Here is a 26,921-nt window from a genome sequence, read left to right on the forward strand (position 1 = left end):
AGCGCCGGTTCGCACCAATAGCGGGATATCCGGCAAAGGAAGGATTAGTCATGGTTGAGGGGAAGAAGTCCGAGCACACGGAGAATCTCGGCAGCCACGGCGGGCGCGCCTCCTCGTGGCTGGCCGTGACTGTCATGGTGGTGGGCACCATCGTGGCCGGCTTCGGGCTGACTGCCGACAACTGGACGCTGGTCTGGGTCGGCGCCGGCATGTTCGTCGTCGGCGGCATCCTCGCCCTCGTCTTCGACATCTTCACGGACGTGGTGATCGACGCGCCGCGCGTCGGCATGCGCGCCGAAGACCACCGCTGACCCACCCGGCACACGGCGGGCCCCGACGGACCGGGCGCCCGCCGTTCCCATGCCCGGCCCCCTTCCGGACTCTTTGTTCTCGGCATCCAATTCCCCAACCCCGGTACATCGGCGTGTCGCCCCTCGGCCGGCCGGCCCTCCCGGTCCGGGACGGGCCGGGAGGGCCGGCCGGGGGCGGACCGGGGGCGGACCGGGGGCGGGCCGATTCTGTCGGTGGGCGCCGCTAAATTCCTCCCATGGATAGCCCTACCGTCCCCCAAAGCCACCCGGGGTTCGCCGCATGACGAACGTGACCGACCTGACCGCCGACGAGGCGCGCCGGGTCATCCTGCGTGCCCAGGGGCTCATCGGCGCCGACGCGCGCAAGGGCGGGGTGCGCGGCATGCTGCGCCGGCTCGGCGCCGTGCAGCTCGACACGATCTCCGTGCTGGCCCGCTCCCACGAGCTGGTCGCCTACGCGCGCCTGGGCGCGGTGGGCAGGCCCGCGGTCGAGCGCGCCTACTGGCACGATCCCGCCCAGAGCTTCGAGTACTGGTGTCACGCCGCCTGCATCCTGCCCATCGAGCACTGGCCGCTCTACGCCTTCCGGCGCCGCGCCTACCGCGACCGGCGCTACCGCTGGCACGAGGTGCCCGACAGCGTCGACAAGCTGCTGCAGCAGGTGCGCGACTCCGGCCCGCTCACCACGTCCGACGTCGGCGGCGCCAAGAACGGCGGCCCGTGGTGGGACTGGTCCGACTCCAAGATCGGGCTGGAGTGGCTGCTCGACATCGGTGAGATCACCTGCGTGCGCCGCGTCGGCTGGCGTCGCGTCTACGACCTGACCGAGCGCGTCGTGCCCGCCGACCTGCTGGCCGACGACCTGCCCGATGAGGAGTGCGTCGTCCTGCTGGCCGCCATCGCGGGCCGGTCTCTCGGGGTGGCCAACCGCACCGACCTGCTCGACTTCCTGCGGCTCAAGGGCAAGTACGCGGCGATGCTCGACCAGGCGCTGCTCAGCGGCGCCGCCGGGCTGGCGCCGGTCACGGTGGCGGGCTGGCCGGCCAAGAAGGGCCAGGCCAACGCGTGGGCCGATCCGCAGGCTCTGGAGTCCGAGCCGCGCGGCCGCCACCGCACGACGCTGCTGTCGCCGTTCGACTCCCTGATCTGGCACCGCGGCCGCACCGAGCGCGTCTTCGGCTTCAAGTACCAGCTTGAGCTCTACGTGCCCAAGGAGAAGCGCGTCCACGGCTACTTCACGATGCCGGTGCTGGCCGGGGGCCGCCTGATCGGCCGGGTCGACCCGGCTCGCGAGGGCACCACGCTGGTCGCCCGTCAGGTGCACCTGGAGCCCGGCCTGTCCCCGGCCAAGTGGGCCGACGCCCTGCGCGACGCCCTGTGGTCGGCCGCCGACTGGGTGGGCTGCGACGCCGTCCGCGTCGAACGCACCGACCCTCCGGAGCTCGCCCAGCTCCTGACCGGGCCCCGGCCGTAGCTCGGGCCGGGCGGCGGGCCGGCGTCACGGCCGCGCCCGCCACGCCAGCCGCGCCCGGAGAAGGGGAACTGGGGACGAGTGACGGCGATCGCGCCGGGTCACCGTCCCCGGGGAACGGGTTCGGGGGCGCGGCCGGCGGCCTTCGCACGGGCCCGCGCCAGGGTCATGTGATCTCCAGCATGCGTTCGCGCACCGCGTAGACCACCGCTTCCATCCGCGAGTGCAGCTGAAGCTTGTCGAGGATGTTGCGGACGTGGTTCTTCACCGTGTTCTCGGAGATGAACAGCTGCTTGGCGATCTCGCGGTTGTTCATGCCCTTGGCGACCAGGCGCAGGACCTCCATCTCGCGGTCGGTCAGCCGGGGCACGGGCAGCTGCGGCGGGCGTTCGGCCTCCTTGCGGCTCATGTTCGCGAACTCGCTGATGAGCTTGGCGGCCATCGCCGGGTTGATTAAGGACTGGCCCTCGTGCACGCCCCGCACCGCGGCGGGCACGTCGTTGATCTGCACGTCCTTCAGCAGGTAACCGGTGGCGCCGGCCTTGATGGCCTCGAAGAGGTCCTCCTCCTCGTCGCTCACCGTCAGCATGATGATGCGGGTGCTCGGGACGGAGGCCCTGATGCTCTTGGTCGCCTCGATCCCGTCCTGCCGGGGCATGCGCACGTCCATCAGCGCGACGTCGGGCATGAGGCGGTCGGCCAGTTCGACCGCCTCCTGCCCGTCGCTCGCCTCACCGACCACCTCGATGTCGGGCTCCGCGGCCAGCGTCAACGCCAGGCTTCGCCGGATCAGCTCGTGATCGTCAACGATCAGCACGCGGATCGGCTCGCTGTCTGCCGTGCGGACCTCGCCGGACTCGGTCACGAGCCCTCCTCGGTCCGGCTCGCGCCTGCCTTGCTCACGGGGAACCTGCTCATCGGACGGCCGCTCCGCTGTCACGCCCGGTCGGGGCCGTAGCGGCGGTCCGCGTGGCGGTTGTCCCGTCAGTACCCTCGCTTCGCTCGCTCATCTGAACCTGACTGAGCTCGCTCACGTCTCCTCCTCGTCGGGGGGCCAGAGCCGTCGGACCGCCATGATGGCACGTATGGCACGGTCCTCGGGTGGTCGAGAAGATCTTCCGGTGTGCGATCAGGGCTCTATGAGCCGCAACACGCCGTAGTTGTACCCGCGCCGGTTGTAGACCACGCTCGGCAGGCCGCTCTCCTTGTCACGGAACAGGTAGAAGTCGTGCCCGACCAGTTCCATCTCGAGCATGGCCTGGTCGATGGTCATGGGTTCCGCCTTGTGGAACTTCTCCCGCACGACGAGCGGGCCGTCGCCGTCCATCTCGATCGGGACGATGTCGTCGTCGATCTTGTCCTCCTGCACCGGCAGGTCCTCGTAGGACTCGGCCGGCTCGGGGACGGGCTTGGCTCCCCTGGACGGCGGGCCGGCGACGTCAGGGAGCGTCGCGGTGAGCTCCGCCACCGAGGGCGGGCAGTGGTTGCCGTGATGGACCTTGCGCCGGTCGGCCAGCCTGCGCAGGCGGCCTTCCAGCTTGTCGAGGGCTATGTCGAGGGCTACGAACCGGTCGTCGGCCGAGGCTTCGGCGCGGATGGCCGGGCCTTTCGAATGGATGGTGAGTTCGACGCGCTCGCGCTGGTCGGCGAGGCGAGGGTTGCGTTCTTTGGACACCTCCACATCGACTCGGATGAGTTTGTTGTCCAGACGTTCGATCCTGGCCAGCTTGGTCGTCACCTGGTCTCGGAACCGGTCACTCACTCCTGTGTGCCGACCCTTGACGATGATGTCCATGCAACAGCCCCCCTTCGTCTAACGACTGAGCAAGAGCGCCCGACGATGTGCGTACCGGACGGGGTTTCCTGTCCGCCTCTCTGTCACCGCTACCCTCTTCCGCCACGACGTCACCGGGATCTCGGGTGGCACCCGTCCGGCCGACCTGGTCTTCGACCCCACATTCGCCTGCTGAGGATTTCGCAGCTCTGTTGCCACTACTGCCCTTCTCTTCTGACGAGGGACATCTGGACCCTCGGGAAGGCAGGACTTACCCCTAAGCCGCACCGTGATCGGTCGACAAAGAGTCGCCTTACGTGGACCGTTTTGCCTGCGGCTGGCCTCGGCTAGCAGAGCCGGGGACACCGGCTCTGCGCAACCACGGACCCGGACGGGTGCCATGTCAGAACGCTATCCGCATCCTGGGCGAATGTCAGCCGGAGGCTCGGCCGAAGGATCACTTTCCGTGATTTTCCCGGAGTTCCGGACGCCCGAATGACCCCGACGCCACCGCACGCCAACCCCTGCGGCCACGCGCGTTCCGGTCGCCTGACCTGTGCTGCCTCTTGTTCCCAGGAAGAGACAGCCCCCCTTCAAGACGTCCCCAAGAATTGGATCTTTCTTTACCGACAGTGATGCCGAGCGTTTCAAGATCTTCGGCGTGTCGCGGCGACGGTGGCCGCCATCGGCACCCGCAGGCCGGCGGCGCGCAGTGCTCGCGCGGCTTCGGTGAGCGAGGCTCCGGTGGTCACGACGTCGTCCAGCAGCAGCGCAGACGGCGCTGGAGGGCCTTTCGCGCGCCGGGCCACACAGAGGGACCCGGCGAGGTTCGCGGCGCGCTGCGTGGAGCTCAGGCCCGCCTGGTCGGCCACCCGGCGAGCCTGCCGCAGCGCCGGCCACGGCTCGGCCGGCACGCCGGACGCGACCAGATGACGGGCGACGAGCACCGCCACCCGGCCCATGGGATCGTGCCCGCGGACCCGCAGCGCCCTCCTCGCGCTCGGCACCGGCACGACGGCGAACGGCCCCCGCGCCCACCCCGCCCCGGACCCGGCCGCCGGCCCGGCCTCAGCTCCGGCCCCTGCGCCCAGCGCCGTGAGCACGGTGAACGCCAGCACCTGCGCCAGCACGCCGGCCAGCCCCACCGCCCCCCGCTCCTTGTACGCCAGGATCGCCGCGCGGGCCGCGCCCTCGTACGACGTGGCCGACCAGCACTCCGGCAGGCCGGGCGGGCCCGGCTCGGGCCCGCGCCTGGCGGGCGCGACCGCCATCCCGGCCGCGCACCCGGCGCAACACCGCGCCCCGGCACGCCCGCAGCCCACGCAGGACTGCGGCAGGAACACATCAAGCACACCCGCCAACACGTCCCCAGCATGCCCGCCACCACCGACAGTTCCACCGGTTCAGATCAGGAGGGAGACGGCGCGGGCTACGCGCCCCTCAGTCCGAGTGGAGGACCGTTCCCAGGACACTCCTCCCGGCGGAGGCGGTGCCCCCGACGGGGTCAGCCCAGGGGGAAGAACGGGTTCTTGGCGTTGGGTTCGATCTTGCTGGTCCAGCCCTGGCGGTCCTGGTTGAGCTCGATGATCTTGGGACCCTTCTCGGTGCTCGCCTCCGCGAGCACCCGCCCGTTCAGCGCCGTCACCCCCGCCAGGCGGTCCTTCAGCGGGATCCCGATGGTCTCGCCGTCACCGATGTCGATCTCGTTCAGGATCTGCCCGGCCTTGCTCTGGATGAGGACGAGCAGGTGCTCGTCGTCCTCCCAGGCGATGTCCTCGATCTTGTACTCGACCTCCGTCGAGGTCAGCGTCTGGAGGTTGCCGAGCATGGGCCCGTTGAGCCCCTCGCTCAGCGCCCCGAGCTGCACGGTGTTCTTGCCGGTGCGCAGGGCCACCCGCACGCCGTCCCTGGCGATCCGGAACGCGGTGACGTCGAGGCCGTCGAGCCCGGGGGCGGAGACGCGCTCGGGGCCGCGCCCGCCGTTGGGGTCGTACCGCAGGACCACCTTGTTGTGCTGGTCGAACGTCCACAGGGAGCCGTCGCGGCGCCAGGTGGGGTCGGTGAGGTCCGCGCCCTCGATGACCTGCTGCCAGCGGCCCTCGGGGGTGAGCCCGGCGATCGAGATGCCGGTGGAGGTGCGCGCCGCGACGATCGCGCCGGTCTGCTGCGTGGACAGCGCGAACGCCCTGAAGTCGGTGTTCCCCTCCCCCGCCGGCCCGGACACGGCGACGCCGGCCCCGTCGTCGCTCATGACGTGCACGGACCCCTTGCTGGTGTAGTACGGCGTGAAGCCGCCGTTGTCCAGCCAGTGGCCGTCCAGGTTGGGCGGCTCGGTCCAGTACTGCTCGCCGTCGAGCTGCACCTCGATGGTGCGGCTGTTGGCGACCTTGTTGGTGGTCAGGCTGTACTTGAGCTGCGCCACCAGGGCGGCCTTCTCGGCCAGGTCGAGCGGCAGGAGCGGGCCCGAGAAGTTGATCAGGACGCGGTCGTCGCCGGTGCCGACCGACTCGACCTTCGTGCCCTCGGGGAAGACGGTGCCCACGGCGCCGCGCAGCGCGCTGCTCGGCCCCTTGAGCAGCCGCTTGACGATGGTCTGGGCGAAGGTCTCGGTCGGCTTGAGCCGCAGGCACACCCGGTCGACGACCAGGCGCTCGCGGGCGCTGTTGAGGTAGTACAGGTTGGTCAGCCGGTACGCCCGCGCCACGTCGGACTTGGTGAGCAGCAGCCCGTCCGGCAGGTCGTCGACCCGGTAGACGCCCCGGGCGTCCTTCTTCAGCACGAACAGCCGCTCGGGCGCGTTCCCCGACAGCGGCACGTACGCGTCGTCGGGGTCGATGCGGGCGACCTGCTTGCCCTTGAGCCCGTACGTCTCCGCCTCGTCGCCCTCCCCCGGGTACTCCACCTGGAACGCGTCCTCGATCACCGTCACCGGCCCGGACGGCTTCCACTTGGCCTGGGCCTTGGGCGTCAGGTACCTGGCCAGCACGGCGGGGTCGTCGGGGTAGGCCGCCATGGCCGCCTGGAGCCCCCTGATGAGGTGGTCGGGGTCCCAGTCGTCGCGCGGCGGGACGGCGATCATGCGCTGGAACGGCTTGTTCAGCGGGTCGCCGCCCCCGGTGTCGCTCACCGTGTACGGCCCGCTCACCGGGATCACGGTGCACCCCGAGCCCGCGCAGGCCACGGCCGCGGCGAGGGCGACCGCGGCGCCCACCCGTCTAGTCCTCCTCATGGCCGCCTCCGTCCCCCGAGGCCGGGAGCAGCACCGGCGTCATGTGGCTGCGCCAGGTGCGCCGCATCTCGATCTCGGGCGGCACCAGCGACAGCGGCGAGCCCTTCAGGTCGGCCCCGGCCAGCCTGGGCAGCGTGAGGCGGAACTGCGAGCCCTCGCCCGGCTGCCCCCACGCCTGGAGCCAGCCGCCGTGCAGCGTGGCGTCCTCGCGGGAGATGGCCAGGCCGAGCCCGGTGCCGCCGATGGTCCTGGCCCTGGACGGGTCGGCCCGCCAGAACCGGTCGAACACCATCGTCTCCTCGCCCGGCTTGAGCCCGATGCCGTGGTCGCGGACGGCGACGGCGACGGCGTCCCGGTCGGCCCCCACGGTCACCACGATCTCCCGGCCCTCGCCGTGCTCGATGGCGTTGAACAGCAGGTTGCGCAGGATGCGCTCGACGCGGCGGTTGTCGACCTCGACCATGCACGGCTCGTGCGGCAGGCGGATGTCGAAGCGGGTGGAGTGGCGCTCGGCCAGCGCCTCGGAGTCGGCGATGGCCCGGTGGACGACGTCGCGCATGTCCACGGAGTCGACGTCGAGCGTGGCGGCGCCGGCGTCGTAGCGGCTGATCTCCAGCAGGTCGGCCAGCATCGACTCGAACCGTTCGAGCTGGGCCTGCATCAGCTCGGCCGAGCGGGCGGCCATGGGGTCGAAGTCCTCGCGGGCGTCGTACAGCAGGTCGGCGGCCATGCGGACGGTGGTCAGCGGCGTGCGCAGCTCGTGGGAGACGTCGGAGACGAACTGGCGCTGGACCTGCGACAGCTCCTCAAGCTGGTGGATCTTGAGCGCCAGATTGGCGGCCATCTCGTTGAACGAGTTCGCCAGGCGGGCCAGGTCGTCCTCGCCGCGCACCTTGAGGCGTTCGTCCAGTTTGCCGGCGGCCAGGCGCTCGGCGGCCTGGCGGGCCAGCCGCACGGGCGTGACGACCTGCCGGGCGACCAGGTAGGCGATGGCGGCCAGCAGCAGCACGAGCCCGAGCCCCACGACGACGATGGCCAGCCGGACGTTGGACAGCAGCTCCTCTTCCTCGCTGAACGGGAAGAAGTGGTAGACCTGGTAGTCCTGGCCGGTCGTGGGCTCGTGCACGACGCCGCCGACCACGAACGTCAGCGTGGCCTGGCGCTGCCCGGCGAACCTGATCGACTCGATCTGGATCTCGGTCTTGCCGTACTCGGCCCGGTTCATGTACTTCTGCAGGCGCTGCCGGAGCGAGGCGGGCACGTCGGCCTGCACCACCCGGCCCGAGGCCCGCGACATGCCGGGCTTGGCCTCGTTGAGTATGAGAACGTCGTAGCGCTTCTTGGAGCCGTCCTCGCCCGAGCCGGTGACGGTGTCCATGACCTCGTCGAGCGGGTTGACCTTCTGGTCGGTGTCGGGGGCCTTGGCGCCGTCGTCGGAGGGCGGGATCAGCGCGTCGGCGATCTGCAGCCGGTCGGCGTACGCCTCGTTGAGCGACGACTGCTGGCTGCTCGCGACCACGGACCTGTTGATCTCGTCGGACAGGAACGTGCCGAGCACGACCACGACGGTCACGGAGATCACCAGCGTGCTGGTGACCACCTGGAGCTGGAGCGAGCGCCGCCACACGCTGCGCACCCGGCCCGCCGCACGGCGCACCCTCCGGCGGACGCCGCCCAGAATCTGGCGGATCGTCCGTCGGCGGGCTTTCCTGGTCGGGGGCATGGCGGGGCGGGGCGAAGGCTAGGCGGGGCCGGCTTTGTAGCCCACGCCGCGGACCGTCACGACGATCTCGGGGTGCTCAGGGTCCTTCTCGATCTTGGCGCGGAGCCGCTGCACGTGCACGTTCACCAGCCGGGTGTCGGCGGCGTGCCGGTAGCCCCAGACCTGCTCCAGCAGGACCTCGCGGGTGAAGACCTGGCGCGGCTTGCGGGCCAGGGCGACGAGCAGGTCGAACTCCAGCGGCGTGAGGTTGATCGTCTCCTCGCCGCGCTTGACCGAGTGGCCGGCCACGTCGATGGTGATGTCGCCGATCTGCAGGATCTCCGGCGTCGGCTCGTCGGTGCGGCGCAGCCGCGCCCGCACCCGCGCCACGAGCTCCTTGGGCTTGAACGGCTTGACGATGTAGTCGTCGGCGCCGGACTCCAGCCCGAGCACGACGTCGATCGTGTCGCTCTTGGCGGTGAGCATCACGATCGGCACCCCCGACTCCGCCCTGATCCGGCGCGCCACGTCGATGCCGTCGGCGCCCGGCAGCATCAGGTCGAGCAGGACAAGGTCCGGGCGTGTATCCCGGAACGCGTCGAGGGCCTTGTCGCCGTCGGAGACGAAGGACGGCTCGAAGCCTTCTCCGCGCAACACGATGCCGAGCATCTCGGCGAGAGCGGCGTCGTCGTCGACGACCAGCACGCGACCTTTCATGGCCCCTCATTCGTTCTACGCATTGTGGGACATACCCGCACGATCGCTGAAGGTTACCCTTGGTCGGCCCATGTGTGGGACATGAGCCCTGCGAAAGGCGAATTTTAGGTTCCCCCGGCAACCACAAACCCAGTCTGCGGTAACGGAGCGACTTTCGGCCATCCCCGGCTGCCTTCCTTGCCCCGTTTCGCCGATAAATGCGGGCAAGATGAGCCGGCGAATCACCTCGGTGACACCAGCCACCCGCCCAGCGTGCCAGGATTGGGATATGTCAGACGGTCACGGACGCACGCCCGAGACGCCCCCAGGCTGGTCTGCCGAACAGCCCCCGCCCTACAGCGCCCCGCAGGCTTCACCGTGGACCGCGCCGGGATCGCCCACGCAGACGCCGTACGGCCAACCGTACGAGCCGCAGGGCGAAGCCCCCCAGCCGCCGCCCTACGGCCCGCCGGGGCCTCAGCCACCCTACCCCCAGCCGGGCCACCCGCAGTCCGGTCCTTCGCAACCGGGCCACCCCCAGGGCGGCTACCAGCAGGCCGGATACCAGCAGCCCGGCTACGGCTACGGCTACATGCCGCCGCCCGCGCTGCGGCCCGGCATCATCCCGCTGCGGCCGCTGGGGCTCGGCGACATCCTCGACGGCACGATCAAGCTGATCAGGTCCAACCCCAAGGCCGTGCTCGGCCTGTCCGCCGTCGCCGCCCTGCTCGGCGCGGTGCCGCTGGCCGTGGGGCAGGCGGTCATGCTCACCTCGATGGGCGACGTCTTCGACGACCCGCAGGCCGCCTCCTCCGCCGGTCTCGACAGCTTCTACGGCGTCGTCGCCCAGTACGGCGGCATGCTGGTCTCGTACGCGATCCAGTTCGTCGTGGTCACGGTGCTGACCGGCGTGCTGACGCGCATCCTCGGCCGGGCCGTCTTCGGCGGCAACATCACCGCCGCCGAGGCCTGGCACCTCAGCAAGGGCCGGCTCCCGGCGCTGTTCGGGGTCGTCGGGCTGATGGCCGTCATGATGGTCGTGCCCCTGATCGTCCTCACGCTGGTCGTGGTGGCGCTGGCGATGAACGTCTCCTCCTCCTCCGAGGGGGTCGGGCTGACCCTCGGCGTGTTGGCGCTGTTCGTCCTGCTGTTCATCCCCTACTACCTGTTCATCACCACGCGCTTCGCGTTCGCCGCGCCCGCCGTGGTGCTGGAGGGCAGAGGGCCGATCGACGCGATGCGGCGCTCGTGGCACCTGGTGACCGGTGACTTCTGGCGGGTGCTCGGCATCCTGCTGCTGACGTCGCTGCTGGTCGGCCTGGTGTCGGGGGTGCTGTCGGTGCCGTTCTCGTTCGGCGGGACGCTGATCGGCATGCTCGGCGGCGGCTCGCCGGGGTCGGCCGTGGTCGCGGCGGTGTTCATCGCCGCCGGCGCCACGCTGAGCTCGATGTTCGCCTATCCCTTCCAGGCCGGCGTCTCCGGCCTGCTCTACGCAGACCGGCGCATGCGCGGCGAGGCGTTCGACCTCGTGCTGCAGACGGCGGCGATCGAGCAGCAGCGCCAGGGTTGGGTGCACGCCTCGGCCGACGACCTCTGGCACCCGTCCAACTCAGCCAGGTCGTGAGCCCGGTCGGCCGGGAGGAGGCGGCGCGCAAGGCGGCCGAGGAGCTCCTCAAGCCCGGATACGAGAAGGAATCCCTGTTCGACCAGCTCTACCGGCGTTTCATGCAGTTCATCGGCGACCTGACCGACGCCGTGACGGGCGGCGGGCCGGCGGGCGGGATCATCGCCGCGGTCGTGATCACGGTCATCATCCTGGGCGTGATCCTGCTGGTCGCCTGGCGGCTGCGCAGGACCGCCCGCAGGAACGCCATGGCCGCCGGCGGCCTCTACGGCGAGCGCGTGCTCAACGCCGCCGAGCACCGCAGCGCCGCCGAACGCCTGGCCGCCGAGGGCGACTGGACGCAGGCCATCCGCGAACGCCTCCGCGCCATCGCCCGCGACCTGGAGGAACGCGCCCTGGTGGACGGCATGCCGGGCCGCACGGCCGACGAGCTGGCCGCCGAGGCGGGCAGGGCGCTGCCCGGCTTCGCCGCCGAGCTGGCCGCCGCCGCGCGCTCGTTCGACGACGTCAGCTACGGCGGCGTGCCCGGCACGCAGGCCGCCTACCAGGCGATGAGCGATCTGGACGAGCGGCTGCGCCAGGCGCGGCCCGTCCCGCTCGCCGTGGGAGGCGGCCCGTCGTGAGCATCTGGAACTCCGAACCGGCCGCGCCCGGCAGCGCGCCGAACGCGGACGCCGCGCCAAGGGCCACCTCCGCGCCGGGCGCGAACACCCCCACGGTGACCACCTCCGCGCCGGGCGCGGACACCGCCACGGTGACCACCTCCGCGCCGGGGGCGGCCGGGCCCTCCGCCGCCACCTCCCCCACCGCCCGCTCCACCTGGCGGGCGAGTCGCATGATCGTCCTGCTCGGCCTGGTGGTCGTCCTGGTCGCGGCGGCCGCGGTGTTGTTCGGCCCGCAGCGTGGCCCGTCGCGTTTTCTCGACCCCGCCGACACCTCGCTGGCCGGGTCGAAGGCGCTGGCGGAGCTGCTGCGGGCGCGGGGCGTCCAGGTCGACCGGGTCGACTCGGTCGAGGCGGCCGCCGCCAAGGCCGCGGGCGGCGGCCGGCTGCTGCTGGTCACCGACCTGACCTACCTCGACGAGCACCGGCTCGCCGAGATCCCCGGCGACCGGCTGATCGTCGGCGACCTGCCCGGCCTCGCCGTCCTGGCCCCCGGGACGAGCACCGAGCGCGAGCCGTCGCGGGTGCGCTCCCGCGAGCCCGGGTGCGCGCTGCCCGCCGCCACGCGGGCCGGCAGCGCGTACGTCGGCGGCCTGGTGCTGACCGGCCCGCCCGGCGCCGCCTCCTGCTACCCGGCGGGCGAGGGCTACTCCCTGGTCAGCTACCGCACCGCCGACGGCGCCACCACCACGGTCGTCGGCGACGGCGAGTTCATGACCAACCTGCGCCTGCCCGAGGACGGCAACGCGGCCCTCGCGCTCAACCTCGTCGGCACCGGCAGGCCCGTCACCTGGCTGGTCCGCCCGGACAGTCCGCCCCCGCTCGACCTGCCCGGCTCCGAGGGCAAGTCGATGTACGAGCTGATGCCCCCGAGCGTGCCGTGGGCGATCCTGATGACCTGCCTGACCGTGGCGCTCGTCGCGTTCTGGCGGGGACGCCGCCTCGGGCCGGTGGTGACCGAGAAGCTGCCCGTCGTCGTGCGGGCCGCCGAGACGGTCGAGGGCCGCGGCAGGCTCTACCGCGCCAGGAGGGCCAGGCAGCGGGCCGCCGATTCGCTGCGCGCCGGCACGGTCGACCGGCTCACGCCCCGCCTGGGCCTGGCCCAGGGCGCCGGGCCGCACGAGCTGGTCGCGGCCCTGGCGGCGCGGATCGCCGACGACCCGCAGGTGGTCGGCGCCGCACTGTACGGCCCGCCGCCGGCCGACGACGCCGGGCTCGTCGCGCTGGCCGGGTACTTGGACTCCATCGAAAGGCAGGTCAGTGAACTCTGAGGAGACTTTCCGCGTGGCCCCCTCGGGCGAGGCGGCCAGGGAGGCGCTCGGCGCGCTGCGGGCCGAGGTGTCCAAGGCCGTGGTCGGCCAGGACGCCGTGGTCACCGGGCTCGTCATCGCCCTGCTGTGCCGGGGGCACGTGCTGCTCGAAGGCGTGCCGGGCGTGGCCAAGACGTTGATGGTGCGCACTCTCTCAGCGGCCCTGTCGCTCGACTTCAAGCGCGTGCAGTTCACGCCCGACCTGATGCCGGGCGACGTGACCGGCTCGCTGATCTACGACGCGAAGAGCAGCGAGTTCGAGTTCAGGGAGGGGCCGGTCTTCACGAACCTGCTGCTCGCCGACGAGATCAACCGCACCCCGCCCAAGACGCAGGCGGCGCTGCTGGAGGCGATGGAGGAGCGGCAGGTGAGCGTGGAGGGCGCGGCCCGTCCGCTGCCCGACCCGTTCGTGGTCTGCGCGACCCAGAACCCGGTCGAGTACGAGGGCACCTACCAGCTCCCCGAGGCCCAGCTCGACCGGTTCCTGCTCAAGCTGACCGTGCCGCTGCCGCCGCGCGAGCACGAGATCTCGGTGCTCGAACGGCACGCGCGCGGCTTCGACCCGCGTGACCTGTCCGACGTCAAGGCCGTGGCCACGGCCGAGGACCTGGCGGCCGGCCGCGCGGCGGTCTCGCAGGTGCACGTGGCCCCCGAGGTGCTCGGCTACATCGTCGACGTGGCCCGCGCGACCAGGAGCTCGGCGTCGCTGCAGCTCGGCGTCTCGCCGCGTGGCGCGACGGCGCTGCTGGCGGCCTCCAGGGCGTGGGCGTGGCTGTCCGGGCGCCCCTACGTGACGCCCGACGACGTGAAGGCGCTGGCCAGGCCGGCGCTGCGGCACCGCGTCCAGCTGCGGCCCGAGGCCGAGCTGGAGGGAGCGACCGCCGACGGCCTGCTCGACGGCATCCTGGCCTCGGTCCCGGTCCCGCGCTGATGGCCCGCTCCGACGCACGCGAGAGGTCCGCGGCGGGCTCGGCCGGGAGGCGCCGATGGCTCTGACGGGACGCGCCGGGCTGCTCGCCGCGGCCGGGATCGTGGTCGTGCTGCTCGCGCCGCAGCCCGGCGCCGCGCTGGCCGGGGTCTGCCTGCTGCTGGCCGCCGCGATCATCGTGGACCTGGTGTTCGCGGGCGCCGTGCGGCCCCTGCGGTTCCACCGTTCCGGCGACACGCTCGTACGGCTGGGGCAGACGGCCACGGTCGAGCTGATCGTGGAGAACCCGGGCCGCCGGCGGGTGCGTGGCCGGATCAGGGACGCCTGGCCGCCCTCGGCCGGGGCCGTCCCCCGGGTCGCCGAGCTGGACGTGCCGGGCGGCGAGCGGCGCAGGATCGTGGTCACGCTCAACCCGACCAGGCGCGGGGACCGCTCGTCGGTGGCGGTGACCGTGCGCTCGGTCGGGCCGCTCGGGCTGGCCGCCCGTCAGGGCAGCCACCGTTCGCCCTGGTCGGTACGGGTGCTGCCGCCGTTCCTGTCGCGCAAGCACCTGCCGTCCAGACTGGCGCGGCTGCGCGAGCTCGACGGCCGGCATCCGGCGCTGGTGCGCGGGCAGGGCACCGAGTTCGACTCGCTGCGCGAGTACGTGGTGGGCGACGACGTGCGGTCGATCGACTGGCGGGCCACGGCGCGCCGCAACGACGTGGTCGTGCGCACCTGGCGGCCGGAGCGCGACCGGCGCGTGCTGATCGTGCTCGACACCGGCCGCACGTCGGCGGGCCGGGTGGGCGACGCGCCGGTGCCGCTGTCCGGGGCCGCCGCGCAGGGGCCGGGGCTGCTGGTGCGTCCCGACCCGCGGCCCGCCCCCGGCTGGCCGCGGCTCGACTGGTCGATGGACGCGGCGCTGCTGCTGGCCGCGCTCGCCGCCAGAGCGGGCGACCAGGTCGACTTCCTGGCCTACGACCGGGCGGTGCGCGCGTGGGTGAGCGGCGCGTCCCGTACTGAGCTGCTGTCGTCGCTGGTCAACGTGATGGCGCCGATCGAGGCCGAGCTGGTCGAGGCCGACGGGCAGGGCATGGTGGCCGCCGTCCTGTCCCGGGCCAAACGGCGCTGCCTGGTCGTGCTGCTCACCGACCTGAACGCGGCGGCGCTCGACGAGGGCCTGATGCCGGTGTTGTCGCAGCTGTCCTCGCGGCACCTGGTGCTGGTCGCGGGCGTGTCCGACCCGCGGGTGGCGGCCATGGCGGCCAGGCGCGGCAGCACCGAGGAGGTCTACGACGCGGCGGCGGCCGAGCAGGCCCAGCTCGCGCGCCGGCGCATCACGGCCCGGCTGCGCCGGCACGGCGTCGAGGTCGTGGACGCGCCGCCCGAGGACATCGCGCCCGCCCTGGCGGACGCCTACCTGGCGCTGAAGGCCGCGGGCCGGCTCTAGACCAAGAGGGCCTTCGGACTGGGGGCCGCTAGGCCGTGGGGGCGACGTCGGGGGCGCGTTCGACGTCGCCCGTCTCGTTCTCGCGCAGGGCCCGGCGGCCGAAGACGATCACGTACGCCAGGAAGGCCGCCTCGGCGAGCACGCCGATGCCCACCCGCACGGCCGTGGGCAGCCCGGACGGCGTCACGAACGCCTCGATCAGGCCCGACACGAACAGCACCACGACCAGCCCGAGCGCGACGCTCATCACCGCCCGGCCCTGCTCGGCCAGCGCCTCCAGCCGCCTGCGCGGCCCCGGGTCGATCACCGTCCAGCCCAGGCGCAGGCCGACGGCCGCGGCCAGGAAGACGCCGGTCAGCTCCAGCAGGCCGTGCGGCGTGATCAGGCCGAAGAAGATGTCCAGCTTGCCCCTGGAGGCCATCAGCCCGGCCGAGACGCCGACGTTCTCGGCGTTGCTGTAGAGGATGAACGGGATGGGGATGCCGAGCAGGATGGCGTAGATGATGACCTGGGCCGACACCCAGGCGTTGTTGACCCACACGTGGCTGGCGAAGGAGGCGGCGGGGTGCTCGGAGTAGTAGTCGGCGAAGTCGTGGTCGACGAGCTGTGCGATCTCGTCCGGCGAGGCGATCGACGCCTGCACGTCCGGGTTGGCGGCCACCCAGGCCCCCAGCACCCACGCGACCGCGATGCTGGCCAGCGCCGCGGCCAGCCACCACCACCGCGCCCGGTAGGCCACCACGGGGAAGGAGACGGTGAAGAAGCGGACCAGCTCCCGCCAGGCGGGCGTGTGCGCGCCGGTCACCGCCGACCGGGCCCTGGCGACCAGCGCCGACAGCCGTCCGGCCAGCACCGCGTCGCGGGAGGAGGAGCGCACGATGGACAGGTGCGTGGACACCCGCTGATAGAGGTCGACCAGTTCGTCCACTTCCGCGCCGGTCAGCGAGGAGCGGTTCTTGACCAGGTGGTCGAGCCGGTCCCAGACGGGGCGGTGTGCTGTGACGAACGCATCGATGTCCACCCGACCATTGTGGCCGCTCGATCAGTGCGGCATTGCCGTTAGGCTCCACATATGTCAGAGGTTGTGACCGGGGACGCCGTCGTCGTCGAGGTGCGGGTGGCCCAGATGCCCTCGCGGGCGCTGGCGCTCGTCATCGACATGACGGTGCAGCTCGTCGTGCTGATCGGCGCGTACATGCTGCTGGGCGCGTTCGCGGTCGTCTCGGACGGCGCCATGTTCGGCGCGGCCATGATCGTACTGCTGGTGCTGGTCATGGTCGGCTATCCGGTGCTCTTCGAGACCCTCAGCAGGGGGCGCAGCCTCGGCAAGCTGGCCCTCGGCCTGCGGGTGGTCGCCGACGACGGCAGCCCCGAACGTTTCCGGCAGGCGCTGTTCCGCGGGCTGGCCGGGCTGGTGGAGTTCTGGATGTTCTCCGGCGCGCCCGCGCTGATCTCCTCGCTGGTCTCCCAGCGGGGCAAGCGGCTCGGCGACGTCTTCGCCGGGACCATCGTGATCTCCGACCGGGGGCCGCGCGAGAGCGGGCAGGCCATCCTCATGCCGCCGCCGCTGGCCGCGTGGGCCGCCTCCCTGGAGCTCTCCCAGCTTCCCGAGCAGGTGGCGCAGGCCGCCCGCCAGTACCTGATGCGCTGGCACGACCTCACGCCGCAGGTCCAGCACGACATGGGGATGCGCATCGCGGCGCAGACCGCGGCCTTCGTGTCGCCGGCCGCGCCCGCGGGGGTGCCGCCGCACGCGTACCTGAGCGCGGTGCTGGCCGAGCGCCGGCGGCGGGAGGAGGCCCGCTTCGCGCGCCAGGCCGCCCTGGCAGCCGGCGCCGCGCCGCGGGCCACGCCGTACGCGCCGTACCCGTCGTACGCCGCGCAGCAGGGGCCGTTTGCGCGGCAGGGGCCGTACCAGCAGCAGGGGCCGTACCCGCAGGCGCATCCGCAGGCCCCGTCGCCGCAGCCGTATCCGCAGGCGCCCCATCCGCAGGGAGCTCCGCAGCGGCCTCAGCCGGGGCCCGCGCCGGAGCCGCCGAAGGCGACTCCGGGCGGGTTCGCGCCGCCGCAGTGAGCCGGCGGCGCGGGACCTTCAGCGGGGTCAGTTGCCGCCGGGGACGCCGCGCCCGTGCTCGGGGTAGGAGCCCTGCGTCTGCGCGTTCAGCAGGCCCATCTTGACGCTGTTGGCCTGGTTCGTCCGCGGGTCGTTGAGCTTGAGCACGTCCAGGCCCAGGTTGAAGTCCGAGCCGTAGATGTAGCCGTTGTAGTAGTACGCCGACCAGAAGCCGCCGTCGAGCGGCGGAGCGGTCTCGTCCGGCCCGCGCTCGAAGTAGGCGATCTCCTGCGGGTGGGCGGAGTCGGTGAAGTCCACCACCGAGATGCCGCCCTGGTACCACGCCTGGACCATGACGTCGCGGCCCTTGACCGGGATCAGCGAGCCGTTGTGCGCGACGCAGTTCTCGGTGTCGGCCTGGTGACGGGCGATCTTGAAGTAGCCCTTGAACACGAGCTGCCCGCCGACGATGTCGTAGTAGGCGTTGGCGCCCTTGTTCGGGCCGATGGCCGCGTTGCAGGTGGCCCGGCTGCCGCCGCCCAGCTCGTCGGTGAAGACGACCTTCGTGCCCTCGTTGTTGAACGTGGCCGAGTGCCAGAACGCGAAGTTCACGTCATCGCGCACCTTCGCGGTGACCTTGGGCTGCTCGGGGTCGGAGATGTCGAGCAGGATGCCCTCGCCCATGCAGGCGCCCGCGGCGATGCCCTTCTCGGGGTAGGCGGTGATGTCGTGGCAGCCGGTGGTGGCCGACTTGCCGTTCGGGTACGGCAGCGGCAGACCGGGGTTGCCGCCGTCGGGGAACAGGTTCGGCGTCGCGACGACGGCCGCGCCGGCCGGGTTGTCCAGCGGGACCTTGATGATCGAGATCAGGTCGTGCGGGGGCTTGCAGTCCGGGTAGTTCGCGTTGGGGCCGTAGGAGGAGACGTAGATGTAGACGTTCTTGCCGTCGCGGCCGGGCACCAGCGTGTTGGTGTGCGAGCCGCAGTTGGTCTCGACCGACTTGACGTACTTGGGGTTGGACTTGTCGCTCACGTCGAAGATGCGCATGCCCTCCCACGACTCCTTGACGGAGGCGCTCTGGGAGGTGCTGCTGCACGAGTCGTTGTTACGCGAGGAGTCGACGGACCCGAACAGCAGGTTGCCGTAGACCGACATGTCCATCTGGCCGCCGGGGCACACGACCGAGCTCACCAGCGACGTCTTCTTCGGCTGCTTGATGTCGTAGATCGAGAAGCCGTAGTAGTTGCCGACGAAGGCGTAGTCGCCCTGGAAGGCCATGTCGGTGTGGATGTCGGACAGCGCCTGTGGCTTGGGCACGTTCGTGACGTGCGTGATGTTCGAGCTCATGACGATCTCGCCGGGAGCCGGGATGTCCGCAGCCTGGGCGGGCAGTGTGGCGCCCGTTGCCGCCACGAGGGCGGCGACCAGGATGAGGGCCCTGCGGGGGGTGAACACTCCGTGGTCCTCCTATAAAGGGGGCATAAATCTCCGTCATCGTCGCTCACGCCCCCAGGACCTGGCCAGTGTCCAATGTGTCAAATCTTGTTCCGTTTCGACCTCTTTCGCTTGAGCGATACATGGCCTAGAGTCCGCATTCTCGTCCCGAGCCAGTCAGGAGGCCGAGTGCGCGGCGCGCTCATCGTCATCGCGGGCACGCTGATTGCCCTGTCCGGCTGCTCCTCCGGCGCGTCCTCCGCGCCGCGGGCCGACTCCACCGCGCCGGTGCTCGCCCCCGGCCGTCCGGGCGAGCAGGCCCGCACGCTGGCCCCGGGCGAGGCGGCCACCGCCGTCCCCGGGCCCACGGCCAACGCCGCCGACATCACCTACGTCCAGGACATGATCGTCCATCACCGGCAGGCCCTCGACATGGCGGTCCTGGCTCCCACCAGGGCGGACTCGGTCAAGCTCAAGGGCCTGGCCGACCGGATCAAGACGGCCCAGGGCCCGGAGATCCAGTTCATGACCACCTGGCTCAAGGAGCAGGACCAGAAGGTGCCCGACCACCACGCGGCGCACGGCGACATGCCCGGCATGGCCACGCCCGAGCAGATGGCGGCGCTGAAGGCGGCCACCGGCAAGGACTTCGACCGGCTGTTCCTGGAGCTGATGATCAAACACCATCTGGGCGCCCTCGAGATGTCCGACCGGGTCCTGACCGCGGGCTCGCACATCAAGATCGAGGAGCTGGCCACGGACGTCAGCGTCACCCAGACGGCCGAGATCCGCCGCATGCAGGAGATGCAGGCGGCCCTCTAGCCTCCCAGGAGCTCTAGCCTCCCAGGAGCTCTGGCCTCGCGGGAGCTCTGGCCTCCTGGGAGCTCTCGTCTCCTGGGAGCTCTCGTCTTCTGGAAGCTCTGGTCTCCTAGGAGCCGACTCGCCAGGAGTGGAGGTAGTCCTCCTGCTCCGGGGTCAGCGTGTCGATGCCGATGCCGGCGGCGGCCAGCTTGAGCTTGGCCACCTCGTGGTCGATCTCCTCCGGCACGTCGTACACGCCGGGCAGCAGGCCCGCCCGCTGCCCCGCCAGCCAGGCCACGGCCAGCGCCTGCGCGGAGAACGACATGTCCATGACGGCCGCCGGATGGCCCTCGGCGGCGGTCAGGTTGACCAGGCGGCCCTCGGCCAGCAGCAGCAGGCGGCTGCCATCGGGCATGACGTACTCGTCGGTGTTCGGGCGCACCCCCCGGTGCACCTCGCAGGCCATCTCGTCGAGGGCCCGCACGTCGATCTCGACGTCGAAGTGGCCGGCGTTGGCCAGGATCGCGCCGTCCTTCATCACCGACAGGTGCTCGGCCCTGATGACGTCCCGGTTGCCCGTCACGGTGACGAACAGGTCGCCGACCATCGCCGCCTCGGCCATGGGACGCACCTCGTAACCCTGCAGGGTGGCGTCGAGGGCCTTGACGGCGTCGATCTCGGTGACGACGACCCGGGCGCCGAGCCCCTTGGCCCGTTCGGCCACGCCGCGCCCGCAGAACCCGAACCCGGCCACCACGACCGTACGGCCGGCGAGCATGGTGTTGGTGGCGCGCATGATCCCGTCGAGGGTGGACTGCCCGGTGCCGTACCGGTTGTCGAACATGCGCTTCGTCCGGGTGTCGTTGACGGCCACGACCGGGAAGCGCAGCGCCTGCTCGGCCGCCATCTGCCGCAGCCGGATGATGCCGGTGGTGGTCTCCTCGCACCCTCCGCTCACGCCTTCGAGCAGGTCGGTGCGCTCGGTGTGCAGGATGTTCACCAGGTCGCAGCCGTCGTCGAGCACGAGGTCGGGCCCGAGGTCGAGGGCCTGGTGGATGTGCAGGTAGTAGGTGGCGCGATCGACCCCGGCCCGGGCGTGCACGGCGATGCCGTACGCGCGCAGGGCCTCGGCCACGTCGTCCTGGGTGGACAGCGGGTTGGAGGCGGCCAGCGCTATCTCGGCGCCGCCCGCCTTCAACGCGCCCATGAGCACGGCCGTCTCTGCGGTGACGTGCAGGCAGGCCGCGATCTTGAGCCCGTCGAGCGGGCGTTCGATCGCGAACCGCTCGCCGATGGCGGTCAGCACCGGCATCGAGCGCGCGGCCCAGGAGATCTGCCGCTCGCCGCTTTCCCAGAGATCCATGCCCAGCCCCTCGCGAAAAAGAACGGCTCCGGGAGGGCCCCCTCCCGGAGCCGCCCAGCCGATCAGTAGCGGTAGTGGTCGGACTTGTACGGGCCCTCGACGTGCACGCCGATGTAGGACGCCTGCTCCTTGGTCAGCTCGGTGAGCTTGACGCCGAGCGCGTCGAGGTGAAGGCGGGCGACCTTCTCGTCGAGGTGCTTGGGCAGCGTGTAGACGCCGATCGGGTACTCGGCCGTCTTGGTGAACAGCTCGATCTGCGCGATCACCTGGTTGGTGAAGGAGTTGGACATGACGAAGCTGGGGTGGCCGGTGGCGCAGCCCAGGTTCATCAGGCGGCCCTCGGCCAGCACGATGATGGAGTGGCCGTCGGCGAAGACCCACTCGTCGACCTGCGGCTTGATGGTGATGCGCTCGATGCCGGGCAGCTTGGCCAGGCCGGCCATGTCGATCTCGTTGTCGAAGTGGCCGATGTTGGAGACGATCGCCTGGTGCTTCATCTTCGCCATGTGCTCGGCGGTGATGATGTTGAAGTTGCCGGTGGCGGTGACGAAGATGTCGGCGATGCCGACGACGTCCTCCAGCGTGGTGACCTGGAAGCCGTCCATGGCCGCCTGGAGGGCGCAGATCGGGTCGATCTCGGTGACGATGACCCGGGCGCCCTGGCCGCGCAGCGCGTCGGCACAGCCCTTGCCGACGTCGCCGTAGCCGCAGACCACGGCCACCTTGCCGCCGATGAGCACGTCGGTGGCGCGGTTGAGGCCGTCGATGACGGAGTGACGGCAGCCGTACTTGTTGTCGAACTTGGACTTGGTGACCGAGTCGTTGACGTTGATCGCCGGGAAGAGGAGCTGGCCGTTCTTGTGCATCTCGTAGAGACGGTGCACGCCGGTGGTGGTCTCCTCGGTCACGCCCTTGATGCTCTCGGCGATGCGCGTCCAGCGCTTGTCCTCGCCGACCGTGCGGGTGAGCAGGTCGATGATGACGTGCCACTCCTCCGGGTCGTCGGCGCCGGCGGGGGGCACGGCCCCGGCCTTCTCGTACTCGGCGCCCTTGTGCACGAGGAGCGTGGCGTCGCCGCCGTCGTCGAGGATCATGTTGGGGGCGTCACCACCGGGCCAGGTGAGGGCCTGCTCGGTGCACCACCAGTACTCCTCCAGCGTCTCGCCCTTCCAGGCGAACACGGGGACGCCCTTCGGGTCGTCGACGGTGCCCTCGGGGCCGACGACGACCGCGGCGGCGGCGTGGTCCTGGGTGGAGAAGATGTTGCAGCTGACCCAGCGGACCTCGGCGCCGAGCGCGACCAGCGTCTCGATGAGCACGGCCGTCTGGATCGTCATGTGCAGCGAGCCCATGATCTTCGCGCCGCGCAGGGGCTGGGAGGCCGCGTATTCCTTGCGGATCGCCATGAGGCCGGGCATCTCGTGCTCGGCGAGCCGGATCTCCTTACGGCCGAAGTCGGCAAGTGAAAGGTCGGCGACCTTGAAGTCCATCGGGATTCCCCTCGCGTCACGATTGCTGTCGCCGACGAGTTTAGGCGGCGCTCGGGCGGCCCCGCATCTCCGAGACAGCGAAACTGACGTAAGAATGTAAGGATGCGCATCACGGAAGCAGCCAAGCGGCTCGGCATGTCCCCACGAATGCTCCGATACCGGGAGGCGCTGGGCCTGCTGCCGCCGGTCCGGGAGCGGGGCGCGCACCGCAGGTTCGGGCCCGAGGAGCTGGCCGCCGTGGCGCAGGGGGTGGAGCTGGAGAAACGGTTCGACGTCTCGCCCGCCGAGCTGGCCTTCGCGTTGCGCGTGCTGAGCGAGCCGCAGGTGGCGGCGGCCGTGCGCGACCTGGGCGTGCGCATCGGCCGCATCCAGGTGCCGCGCCGGGCCTTGGACTTCGAGAAGGAGAAAGCCCTGAGGCTCCTACGGCCCCAGGGCTGAGTGTCAGCTCGCCGTCGTGCGCAGCCGGTCGAGGTCGGGCTCCAGGTAGATCACCCGCGCGATCGGCACGGCGTCGCGGATGCGCCGCTCGGCCTCGTCGATGCCGCGGGCCACCTCGCCGGCCGTGTCGTCGTGCTCGACCGCGATCTTGGCGGCCACCAGCAGCTCCTCGGGGCCGAGGTGCAGCGTGCGCATGTGGATGATCCTGGCCACCTCGGGCGCGCCCTCCAGCGCGGCCCGGATCTGCTCCTCGACCTCGGGCGAGGCGCCCTCGCCGAGCAGCAGCGACTTGGTCTCGACGGCCAGCACGACCGCGATGATCGCCAGCAGCACGCCGATCATGAGGGTGCCGATGCCGTCCCAGACGCCGTCGCCGGTGATGACGGCCATCGTCACGCCGAACAGCGCGAAGATCAGGCCGAGCAGCGCGCCCAGGTCCTCCAGCAGGATGACGGGCAGCTCGGGCGACTTCGACCGGCGGATGAAGGCGACCCACGACTGCTTGCCGCGCAGCGGGTTGGACTCCTTGATCGCCGTACGGAAGGAGAAGCCCTCGGCGATGATCGCGAAGATCAGCACCGCGAACGCCCAGATGGGCGACTCGACCTTGGCCGGTTGGGCGATCTTGTGCCAGCCCTCGTAGATGGAGAAGACCGCGCCGATCGTGAACAGCACGACGGCGACCACGAACGCGTAGAAGTACCGCTCGCGCCCGTAGCCGAAGGGGTGGGTCTTGTCGCTGGCCCGCTGGGCCCGTTTCCCGCCGATCAGCAGCAGGAGCTGGTTGCCCGAGTCGGCGACCGAGTGGATGCCCTCGGCCAGCATCGAGGACGACCCGGTGAAGAACGCCGCCACGAACTTCGACACCGCGATCGCCAGGTTGGCGCTCAGCGCCGCAATGATTGCCTTCGTGCCACCACTCGCGCTCACCGGACGTCTCCGCTCATAAAGATCACCTAAATAAGACCTGACATGGGATCCTATTGCGAAATCCTGGCCCGAAGCTCAGTGATCGTGGCCACAGGCGTCGGATCGACGGCGTAACCGAGGGCCAGGTAGGTGGCGGCGTAGTCGGCCAGGCCCACGAGCGTGGCCAGCCGTTCGAGCGGATGCACGCCCTCCGCGGTCAGCTCGCTGACCGGCACGTCACGGTCGTGGGCGAGCCGCAGCGACACCTCGCGCTGCCGCGTGACCTGCGGATGTTCCTCGACGTCGCGCAGCATGACGAGCCTGAGCGTCGGCCCGGCCTCGTCGGCGAAGATGTCCCGCTCGGCCAGCGGCCCCTCCAGGGCCGCCACCTGGTTGTGGGCCGCCTCGGGCAACTGGCCGAAGACCGCGGGGTACTTGCCCGTCTCGTTGAGCTGGCAGGCCAGCCGGTACGCCGCCGCGCAGGCCACCGGCGAGGAACCCCAGATCATCGGAATGCTCTCGGCCAGGTCCATGGCCAGGGACTTGCCCGGATTGACGAAGGACTCGCTGGAGGGACGGCAGCGGTTGGCGATGTCCTCCAGGATCGCGGCCACCCGCTCGAAAACCTCGGGCTCGGCCGTGACCAGCCCGAGCGCGGACGCGGCCACGATCACCGGGACCGTCAGCAGCCACAGCCCCGACCTCGGCTGCCCCTCGACCCGCACCGGGACATGGATCGCCGACGCCTGCACGGCCACGGCCTCCAGCGGCGAGCCCGGCGGGCACACGGCCAGCAGCCCGCAGCCCCGCCGGACGGCCTGGACGGCGACGGAGACCGTCTCGTCGTCGTCGCCGGTGGCGGAGACGGCGATGACCAGGTCGGTCGCGCCGACCCAGCCCGGCAGCTGGTAGGACCGCAACGTCACGATCGGCACCGGCACGCCGTTGCCGCACACCGCCGCGAGGATGTCTCCGGTCAGGCCCGCCGTGCCCATGCCCGCGACCACGACGGCCCGCGGCCGGCCCTGGGCGGACAGCCGGTCGACGCCGGCCTCGACCGCGGCACGGTGACCCGTGCGCACCTGGGCGGCCGAGGCCGCGACCGCGAGCAGCATGCCGCCCGGATCGGCCGCGGAGAGGTGTTGCTGGTCATCGAGCCGCCCGGGCTCCCAGGTCACGGCTTCCTTGCCTCATCGACCAGCAGGACGGGGATGTCGTCGCGCACGGGGTAGATCAGACCGCAGTCCGTGCAGACCAGCTCCTCGGTCTCGGCCTCGGCGCGCAGGGGCGCCTTGCAGGCCGGGCAGGCCAGGATCTCCAGCAGCCAGTCGTCGATCTTCACAGTGACACCCTTCCCACGATGGCGAGGACCTCGTCCTTGATCGCCTTCATCTTGCTCTCGTCGGCCGCCTCGGCGTTCAGCCTGAGGAGCGGCTCGGTGTTGGACGCGCGCAGGTTGAACCACCAGTCGGGGCCGGTGATCGTCAGGCCGTCGAGCTCGTCGACCTCGCCGCGGCCCGCGAAGGCCGCGCGGACGAGCGCCAGCGCCGCACCCTGGTCGGCGACCGCGCTGTTGAGCTCGCCGGAGGCGTGGTAGCGCGAGTAGGCCGCCACCACCTGGGACAACGGGCGCTCCTGCTCGCCGAGCGCGGCCAGCACGTGCATCGCGGCGAGCAGGCCCGAGTCGGCGAACCAGAAGTCGCGGAAGTAGTAGTGGGCGGAGTGCTCGCCGCCGAAGATCGCGCCGGTGCGGGCCATCTCCGCCTTGATGAAGGAGTGGCCGACGCGGGTGCGCACGGGCGTGCCGCCGTGCTCGCGGACGATCTCCGGCACGCCGAGCGAGGTGATCACGTTGTGGATGATCGTGCCGCCGGGGTCCTTGGCCAGCTCGCGGGTGGCGACCAGGGCGGTGACGGCCGACGGCGAGACGGACGCGCCGCGCTCGTCGACCACCCAGCAGCGGTCGGCGTCGCCGTCGAAGGCGAGGCCCAGGTCGGCGCCGCTCTCGACGACGGCCCGCTGCACGTCGAGGAGGTTCTGCGGCTCCAGCGGGTTGGCCTCGTGGTTGGGGAAGCTGCCGTCGAGCTCGAAGTAGAGCGGGACCAGCTCCAGCGGCAGGCCCTCGAACACGGCCGGGACGGTGTGGCCGGCCATGCCGTTGCCGGCGTCGGCGACGACCTTGAGCGGCCGGATCGCCGACAGGTCGACCAGCGAGCGCAGGTGGGCGGCGTAGCCGGACAGCAGGTCCTTCTCGATCAGCGACCCGGTGGGGGTGGCGGGGGCGCCCAGCAGCTCGGCCGCGCGGTCGCGGATCTCGGTCAGGCCGGTCTCGCCGCCGATCGGCACCGCGCCGGCGCGGCACATCTTCATGCCGTTGTAGCGGGCCGGGTTGTGGCTGGCGGTGAACATCACGCCGGGCAGGCCCAGGCTGCCGCTGGCGTAGTAGAGCAGGTCGGTGGAGCCGAGCCCGGCGAACACGACGTCGGCGCCGCGCGAGCGAGCGCCCCTGACGAACGCCTCGGCCAGCGGCACGGAGGACTCTCGCATGTCATGGGCGACCACGACGGACGCGGCTCCGGTCACCTCGACGAACGCCGCACCCACGGCCTCGGCGATCGGCTCGTCGAGCTCGTCGGGAACCACCCCGCGAACGTCGTACGCTTTGAAGATCTTGGCGAGGTCGCCCACTCTCCAGCTCCGCCCCTAGGTCGTTTGTCGTGTGAACGAGCCTACCGGTCGCGGTGCTGCTGGGCCGACCGGAGAACGCGCAGGTGGCCCCTGCGCCCGACCTCGACCCCTTGGCCGACCGGCTCGCCGCTGCCGGACGGAGTGGGCCTGGCGGCTTCCCTGACCGCGTTGGCCAGCGCCTCCAGGTCGTCTGAGCTGGGGGAGTTGCCGTCGGTGGGGAGCCGGACGACCTCCCAGCCGCGGGGAGCGGTCAGCCGCTCGGCGTGTTCGGCGCACAGGTCGTAACAGTGTGGCTCGGCGTACGTCGCCAGAGGGCCGAGAACTGCGGTCGAGTCGGCGTATACGTACGTGAGCGTGAAGACGGCAGGCTGGCTGCAAGCGGTGCGGGAACAGCGGCGGACGGGGCTCACGGAGGGACCGTATCTGGTAAGAGTGCGAGGCGCCACTATCTGAGCGCTCTTAACGAGCGTGTCGCCACAATTCGGACACCTGTCGCAGGCTTTCCACCCACATGCGCCGATGCGCGCGCCTGAGGGACAACCTTGCCCTCTCGCCGCTGACGCCACACCGGTCGCGCCGTACTTTCCGGATTCCTTGATCGGCGAC

General features: G+C 71.3%; 25 protein-coding genes. 10 read left to right on the plus strand and 15 right to left on the minus strand.

What is annotated here, in order from left to right:
• Nucleotides 1–50: 50 nt before the first annotated feature.
• Nucleotides 51–311 carry an HGxxPAAW family protein gene (locus ACFYYW_RS09010; protein ID WP_352326267.1) on the plus strand — a complete coding sequence of 87 codons (261 nt, stop codon included), beginning with the start codon at nt 51–53 and terminating at the stop codon, nt 309–311.
• Between the two features lie 280 nt (nt 312–591).
• Nucleotides 592–1,785, plus strand: coding sequence for a winged helix-turn-helix domain-containing protein (locus tag ACFYYW_RS09015; protein ID WP_387646698.1), 1,194 nt, complete (start codon nt 592–594; stop codon nt 1,783–1,785).
• A 163-nt stretch (nt 1,786–1,948) separates the two neighbouring features.
• On the opposite strand, the gene ACFYYW_RS09020 is transcribed toward ACFYYW_RS09015, so the two are convergent.
• The 6 genes from ACFYYW_RS09020 to mtrA form a co-directional block, all read right to left on the minus strand.
• A complete protein-coding gene (locus ACFYYW_RS09020) occupies nt 1,949–2,647 on the minus strand; it encodes a response regulator transcription factor (protein WP_352326269.1) in 699 nt (232 codons plus the stop codon).
• Between the two features lie 264 nt (nt 2,648–2,911).
• Nucleotides 2,912–3,577: a ribosome hibernation-promoting factor, HPF/YfiA family gene (gene hpf, locus ACFYYW_RS09025; protein ID WP_352326270.1), complete on the minus strand. Its 666-nt coding sequence runs from the start codon at nt 3,575–3,577 to the stop codon at nt 2,912–2,914.
• Nucleotides 3,578–4,203: 626 nt separating this feature from the next.
• Nucleotides 4,204–4,827, minus strand: a complete 624-nt coding sequence (locus tag ACFYYW_RS09030; protein ID WP_387646702.1) for a ComF family protein — start codon at nt 4,825–4,827, stop codon at nt 4,204–4,206.
• A gap of 233 nt (nt 4,828–5,060) precedes the next feature.
• Nucleotides 5,061–6,785 carry an LpqB family beta-propeller domain-containing protein gene (locus tag ACFYYW_RS09035; protein WP_352326273.1) on the minus strand — a complete coding sequence of 575 codons (1,725 nt, stop codon included), beginning with the start codon at nt 6,783–6,785 and terminating at the stop codon, nt 5,061–5,063.
• The gene (gene mtrB / locus ACFYYW_RS09040) at nt 6,772–8,508 is read right to left on the minus strand and encodes an MtrAB system histidine kinase MtrB (protein ID WP_387646705.1); all 1,737 of its coding nucleotides are present in this window, start codon (nt 8,506–8,508) and stop codon (nt 6,772–6,774) included. Before mtrB ends, ACFYYW_RS09035 begins: the two co-directional genes overlap by 14 nt.
• A gap of 18 nt (nt 8,509–8,526) precedes the next feature.
• Entirely contained in the window at nt 8,527–9,204 is a 678-nt protein-coding gene (gene mtrA / locus ACFYYW_RS09045; protein ID WP_043620615.1) for an MtrAB system response regulator MtrA, read from the minus strand.
• Nucleotides 9,205–9,472: 268 nt separating this feature from the next.
• On the opposite strand from mtrA, the gene ACFYYW_RS09050 reads away from it, so the two are divergent.
• From ACFYYW_RS09050 to ACFYYW_RS09070, 5 genes are read left to right on the plus strand one after another with little or no spacing between them, the layout of a single operon-like run.
• Complete coding sequence (locus ACFYYW_RS09050; protein WP_387646708.1) at nt 9,473–10,807, plus strand: glycerophosphoryl diester phosphodiesterase membrane domain-containing protein; 1,335 nt, start codon at nt 9,473–9,475, stop codon at nt 10,805–10,807.
• Nucleotides 10,804–11,430 (plus strand): DUF4129 domain-containing protein, encoded by a 627-nt coding sequence (locus ACFYYW_RS09055; protein ID WP_364413564.1) that lies wholly within the window; start codon nt 10,804–10,806, stop codon nt 11,428–11,430. The genes ACFYYW_RS09050 and ACFYYW_RS09055 overlap by 4 nt, the downstream gene beginning before the upstream one ends.
• Complete coding sequence (locus tag ACFYYW_RS09060; RefSeq protein ID WP_387646712.1) at nt 11,427–12,740, plus strand: DUF4350 domain-containing protein; 1,314 nt, start codon at nt 11,427–11,429, stop codon at nt 12,738–12,740. The genes ACFYYW_RS09055 and ACFYYW_RS09060 overlap by 4 nt, the downstream gene beginning before the upstream one ends.
• Before the next feature lie 13 nt (nt 12,741–12,753).
• A complete protein-coding gene (locus tag ACFYYW_RS09065; protein WP_364389231.1) occupies nt 12,754–13,710 on the plus strand; it encodes a MoxR family ATPase in 957 nt (318 codons plus the stop codon).
• A gap of 55 nt (nt 13,711–13,765) precedes the next feature.
• A complete protein-coding gene (locus tag ACFYYW_RS09070) occupies nt 13,766–15,139 on the plus strand; it encodes a DUF58 domain-containing protein (protein ID WP_387646715.1) in 1,374 nt (457 codons plus the stop codon).
• 28 nt (nt 15,140–15,167) lie between these two features.
• On the opposite strand, the gene ACFYYW_RS09075 is transcribed toward ACFYYW_RS09070, so the two are convergent.
• Nucleotides 15,168–16,160: a stage II sporulation protein M gene (locus ACFYYW_RS09075; RefSeq protein ID WP_352330660.1), complete on the minus strand. Its 993-nt coding sequence runs from the start codon at nt 16,158–16,160 to the stop codon at nt 15,168–15,170.
• 51 nt (nt 16,161–16,211) lie between these two features.
• On the opposite strand from ACFYYW_RS09075, the gene ACFYYW_RS09080 reads away from it, so the two are divergent.
• Complete coding sequence (locus ACFYYW_RS09080) at nt 16,212–17,213, plus strand: RDD family protein (RefSeq protein ID WP_387646717.1); 1,002 nt, start codon at nt 16,212–16,214, stop codon at nt 17,211–17,213.
• Between the two features lie 27 nt (nt 17,214–17,240).
• Here the strand turns inward: ACFYYW_RS09080 and ACFYYW_RS09085 are convergent, their stop codons facing one another.
• On the minus strand, nt 17,241–18,647 hold the full coding sequence (locus ACFYYW_RS09085; RefSeq protein WP_364413558.1) for a hypothetical protein: 1,407 nt from the start codon (nt 18,645–18,647) through the stop codon (nt 17,241–17,243).
• Between the two features lie 168 nt (nt 18,648–18,815).
• On the opposite strand from ACFYYW_RS09085, the gene ACFYYW_RS09090 reads away from it, so the two are divergent.
• Nucleotides 18,816–19,448: a DUF305 domain-containing protein gene (locus ACFYYW_RS09090; RefSeq protein WP_352330631.1), complete on the plus strand. Its 633-nt coding sequence runs from the start codon at nt 18,816–18,818 to the stop codon at nt 19,446–19,448.
• 106 nt (nt 19,449–19,554) lie between these two features.
• Here ACFYYW_RS09090 and ACFYYW_RS09095 read toward each other — a convergent pair whose 3' ends face one another.
• Both ACFYYW_RS09095 and ahcY read right to left on the minus strand, forming a co-directional pair.
• Entirely contained in the window at nt 19,555–20,790 is a 1,236-nt protein-coding gene (locus ACFYYW_RS09095; RefSeq protein ID WP_387646720.1) for an adenosylhomocysteinase, read from the minus strand.
• A 62-nt stretch (nt 20,791–20,852) separates the two neighbouring features.
• The gene (gene ahcY, locus ACFYYW_RS09100; protein ID WP_364389236.1) at nt 20,853–22,280 is read right to left on the minus strand and encodes an adenosylhomocysteinase; all 1,428 of its coding nucleotides are present in this window, start codon (nt 22,278–22,280) and stop codon (nt 20,853–20,855) included.
• Between the two features lie 102 nt (nt 22,281–22,382).
• Between ahcY and ACFYYW_RS09105 the strand changes: the two genes are divergently transcribed.
• The gene (locus ACFYYW_RS09105) at nt 22,383–22,718 is read left to right on the plus strand and encodes a MerR family DNA-binding transcriptional regulator (protein ID WP_352323391.1); all 336 of its coding nucleotides are present in this window, start codon (nt 22,383–22,385) and stop codon (nt 22,716–22,718) included.
• 3 nt (nt 22,719–22,721) lie between these two features.
• Here the strand turns inward: ACFYYW_RS09105 and ACFYYW_RS09110 are convergent, their stop codons facing one another.
• Genes ACFYYW_RS09110 through ACFYYW_RS09130 form a run of 5 tightly spaced genes read right to left on the minus strand, consistent with a single transcriptional unit; the run spans nt 22,722 to nt 26,725 of the window.
• Nucleotides 22,722–23,648 carry a cation diffusion facilitator family transporter gene (locus tag ACFYYW_RS09110; protein WP_387646723.1) on the minus strand — a complete coding sequence of 309 codons (927 nt, stop codon included), beginning with the start codon at nt 23,646–23,648 and terminating at the stop codon, nt 22,722–22,724.
• 50 nt (nt 23,649–23,698) lie between these two features.
• Nucleotides 23,699–24,805 (minus strand): SIS domain-containing protein, encoded by a 1,107-nt coding sequence (locus ACFYYW_RS09115; RefSeq protein ID WP_387646726.1) that lies wholly within the window; start codon nt 24,803–24,805, stop codon nt 23,699–23,701.
• Nucleotides 24,802–24,969: a Trm112 family protein gene (locus ACFYYW_RS09120; RefSeq protein WP_352323388.1), complete on the minus strand. Its 168-nt coding sequence runs from the start codon at nt 24,967–24,969 to the stop codon at nt 24,802–24,804. Before ACFYYW_RS09120 ends, ACFYYW_RS09115 begins: the two co-directional genes overlap by 4 nt.
• Nucleotides 24,966–26,315, minus strand: a complete 1,350-nt coding sequence (locus ACFYYW_RS09125; RefSeq protein ID WP_352323387.1) for a phosphomannomutase/phosphoglucomutase — start codon at nt 26,313–26,315, stop codon at nt 24,966–24,968. The genes ACFYYW_RS09120 and ACFYYW_RS09125 overlap by 4 nt, the downstream gene beginning before the upstream one ends.
• Nucleotides 26,316–26,356: 41 nt before the next feature.
• Nucleotides 26,357–26,725: a DUF3499 domain-containing protein gene (locus ACFYYW_RS09130; RefSeq protein ID WP_352323386.1), complete on the minus strand. Its 369-nt coding sequence runs from the start codon at nt 26,723–26,725 to the stop codon at nt 26,357–26,359.
• Nucleotides 26,726–26,921 lie beyond the last annotated feature (196 nt).

It is taken from the genome of Nonomuraea sp. NPDC001831, assembly GCF_042892035.1.
Lineage (GTDB): Bacteria > Actinomycetota > Actinomycetes > Streptosporangiales > Streptosporangiaceae > Nonomuraea.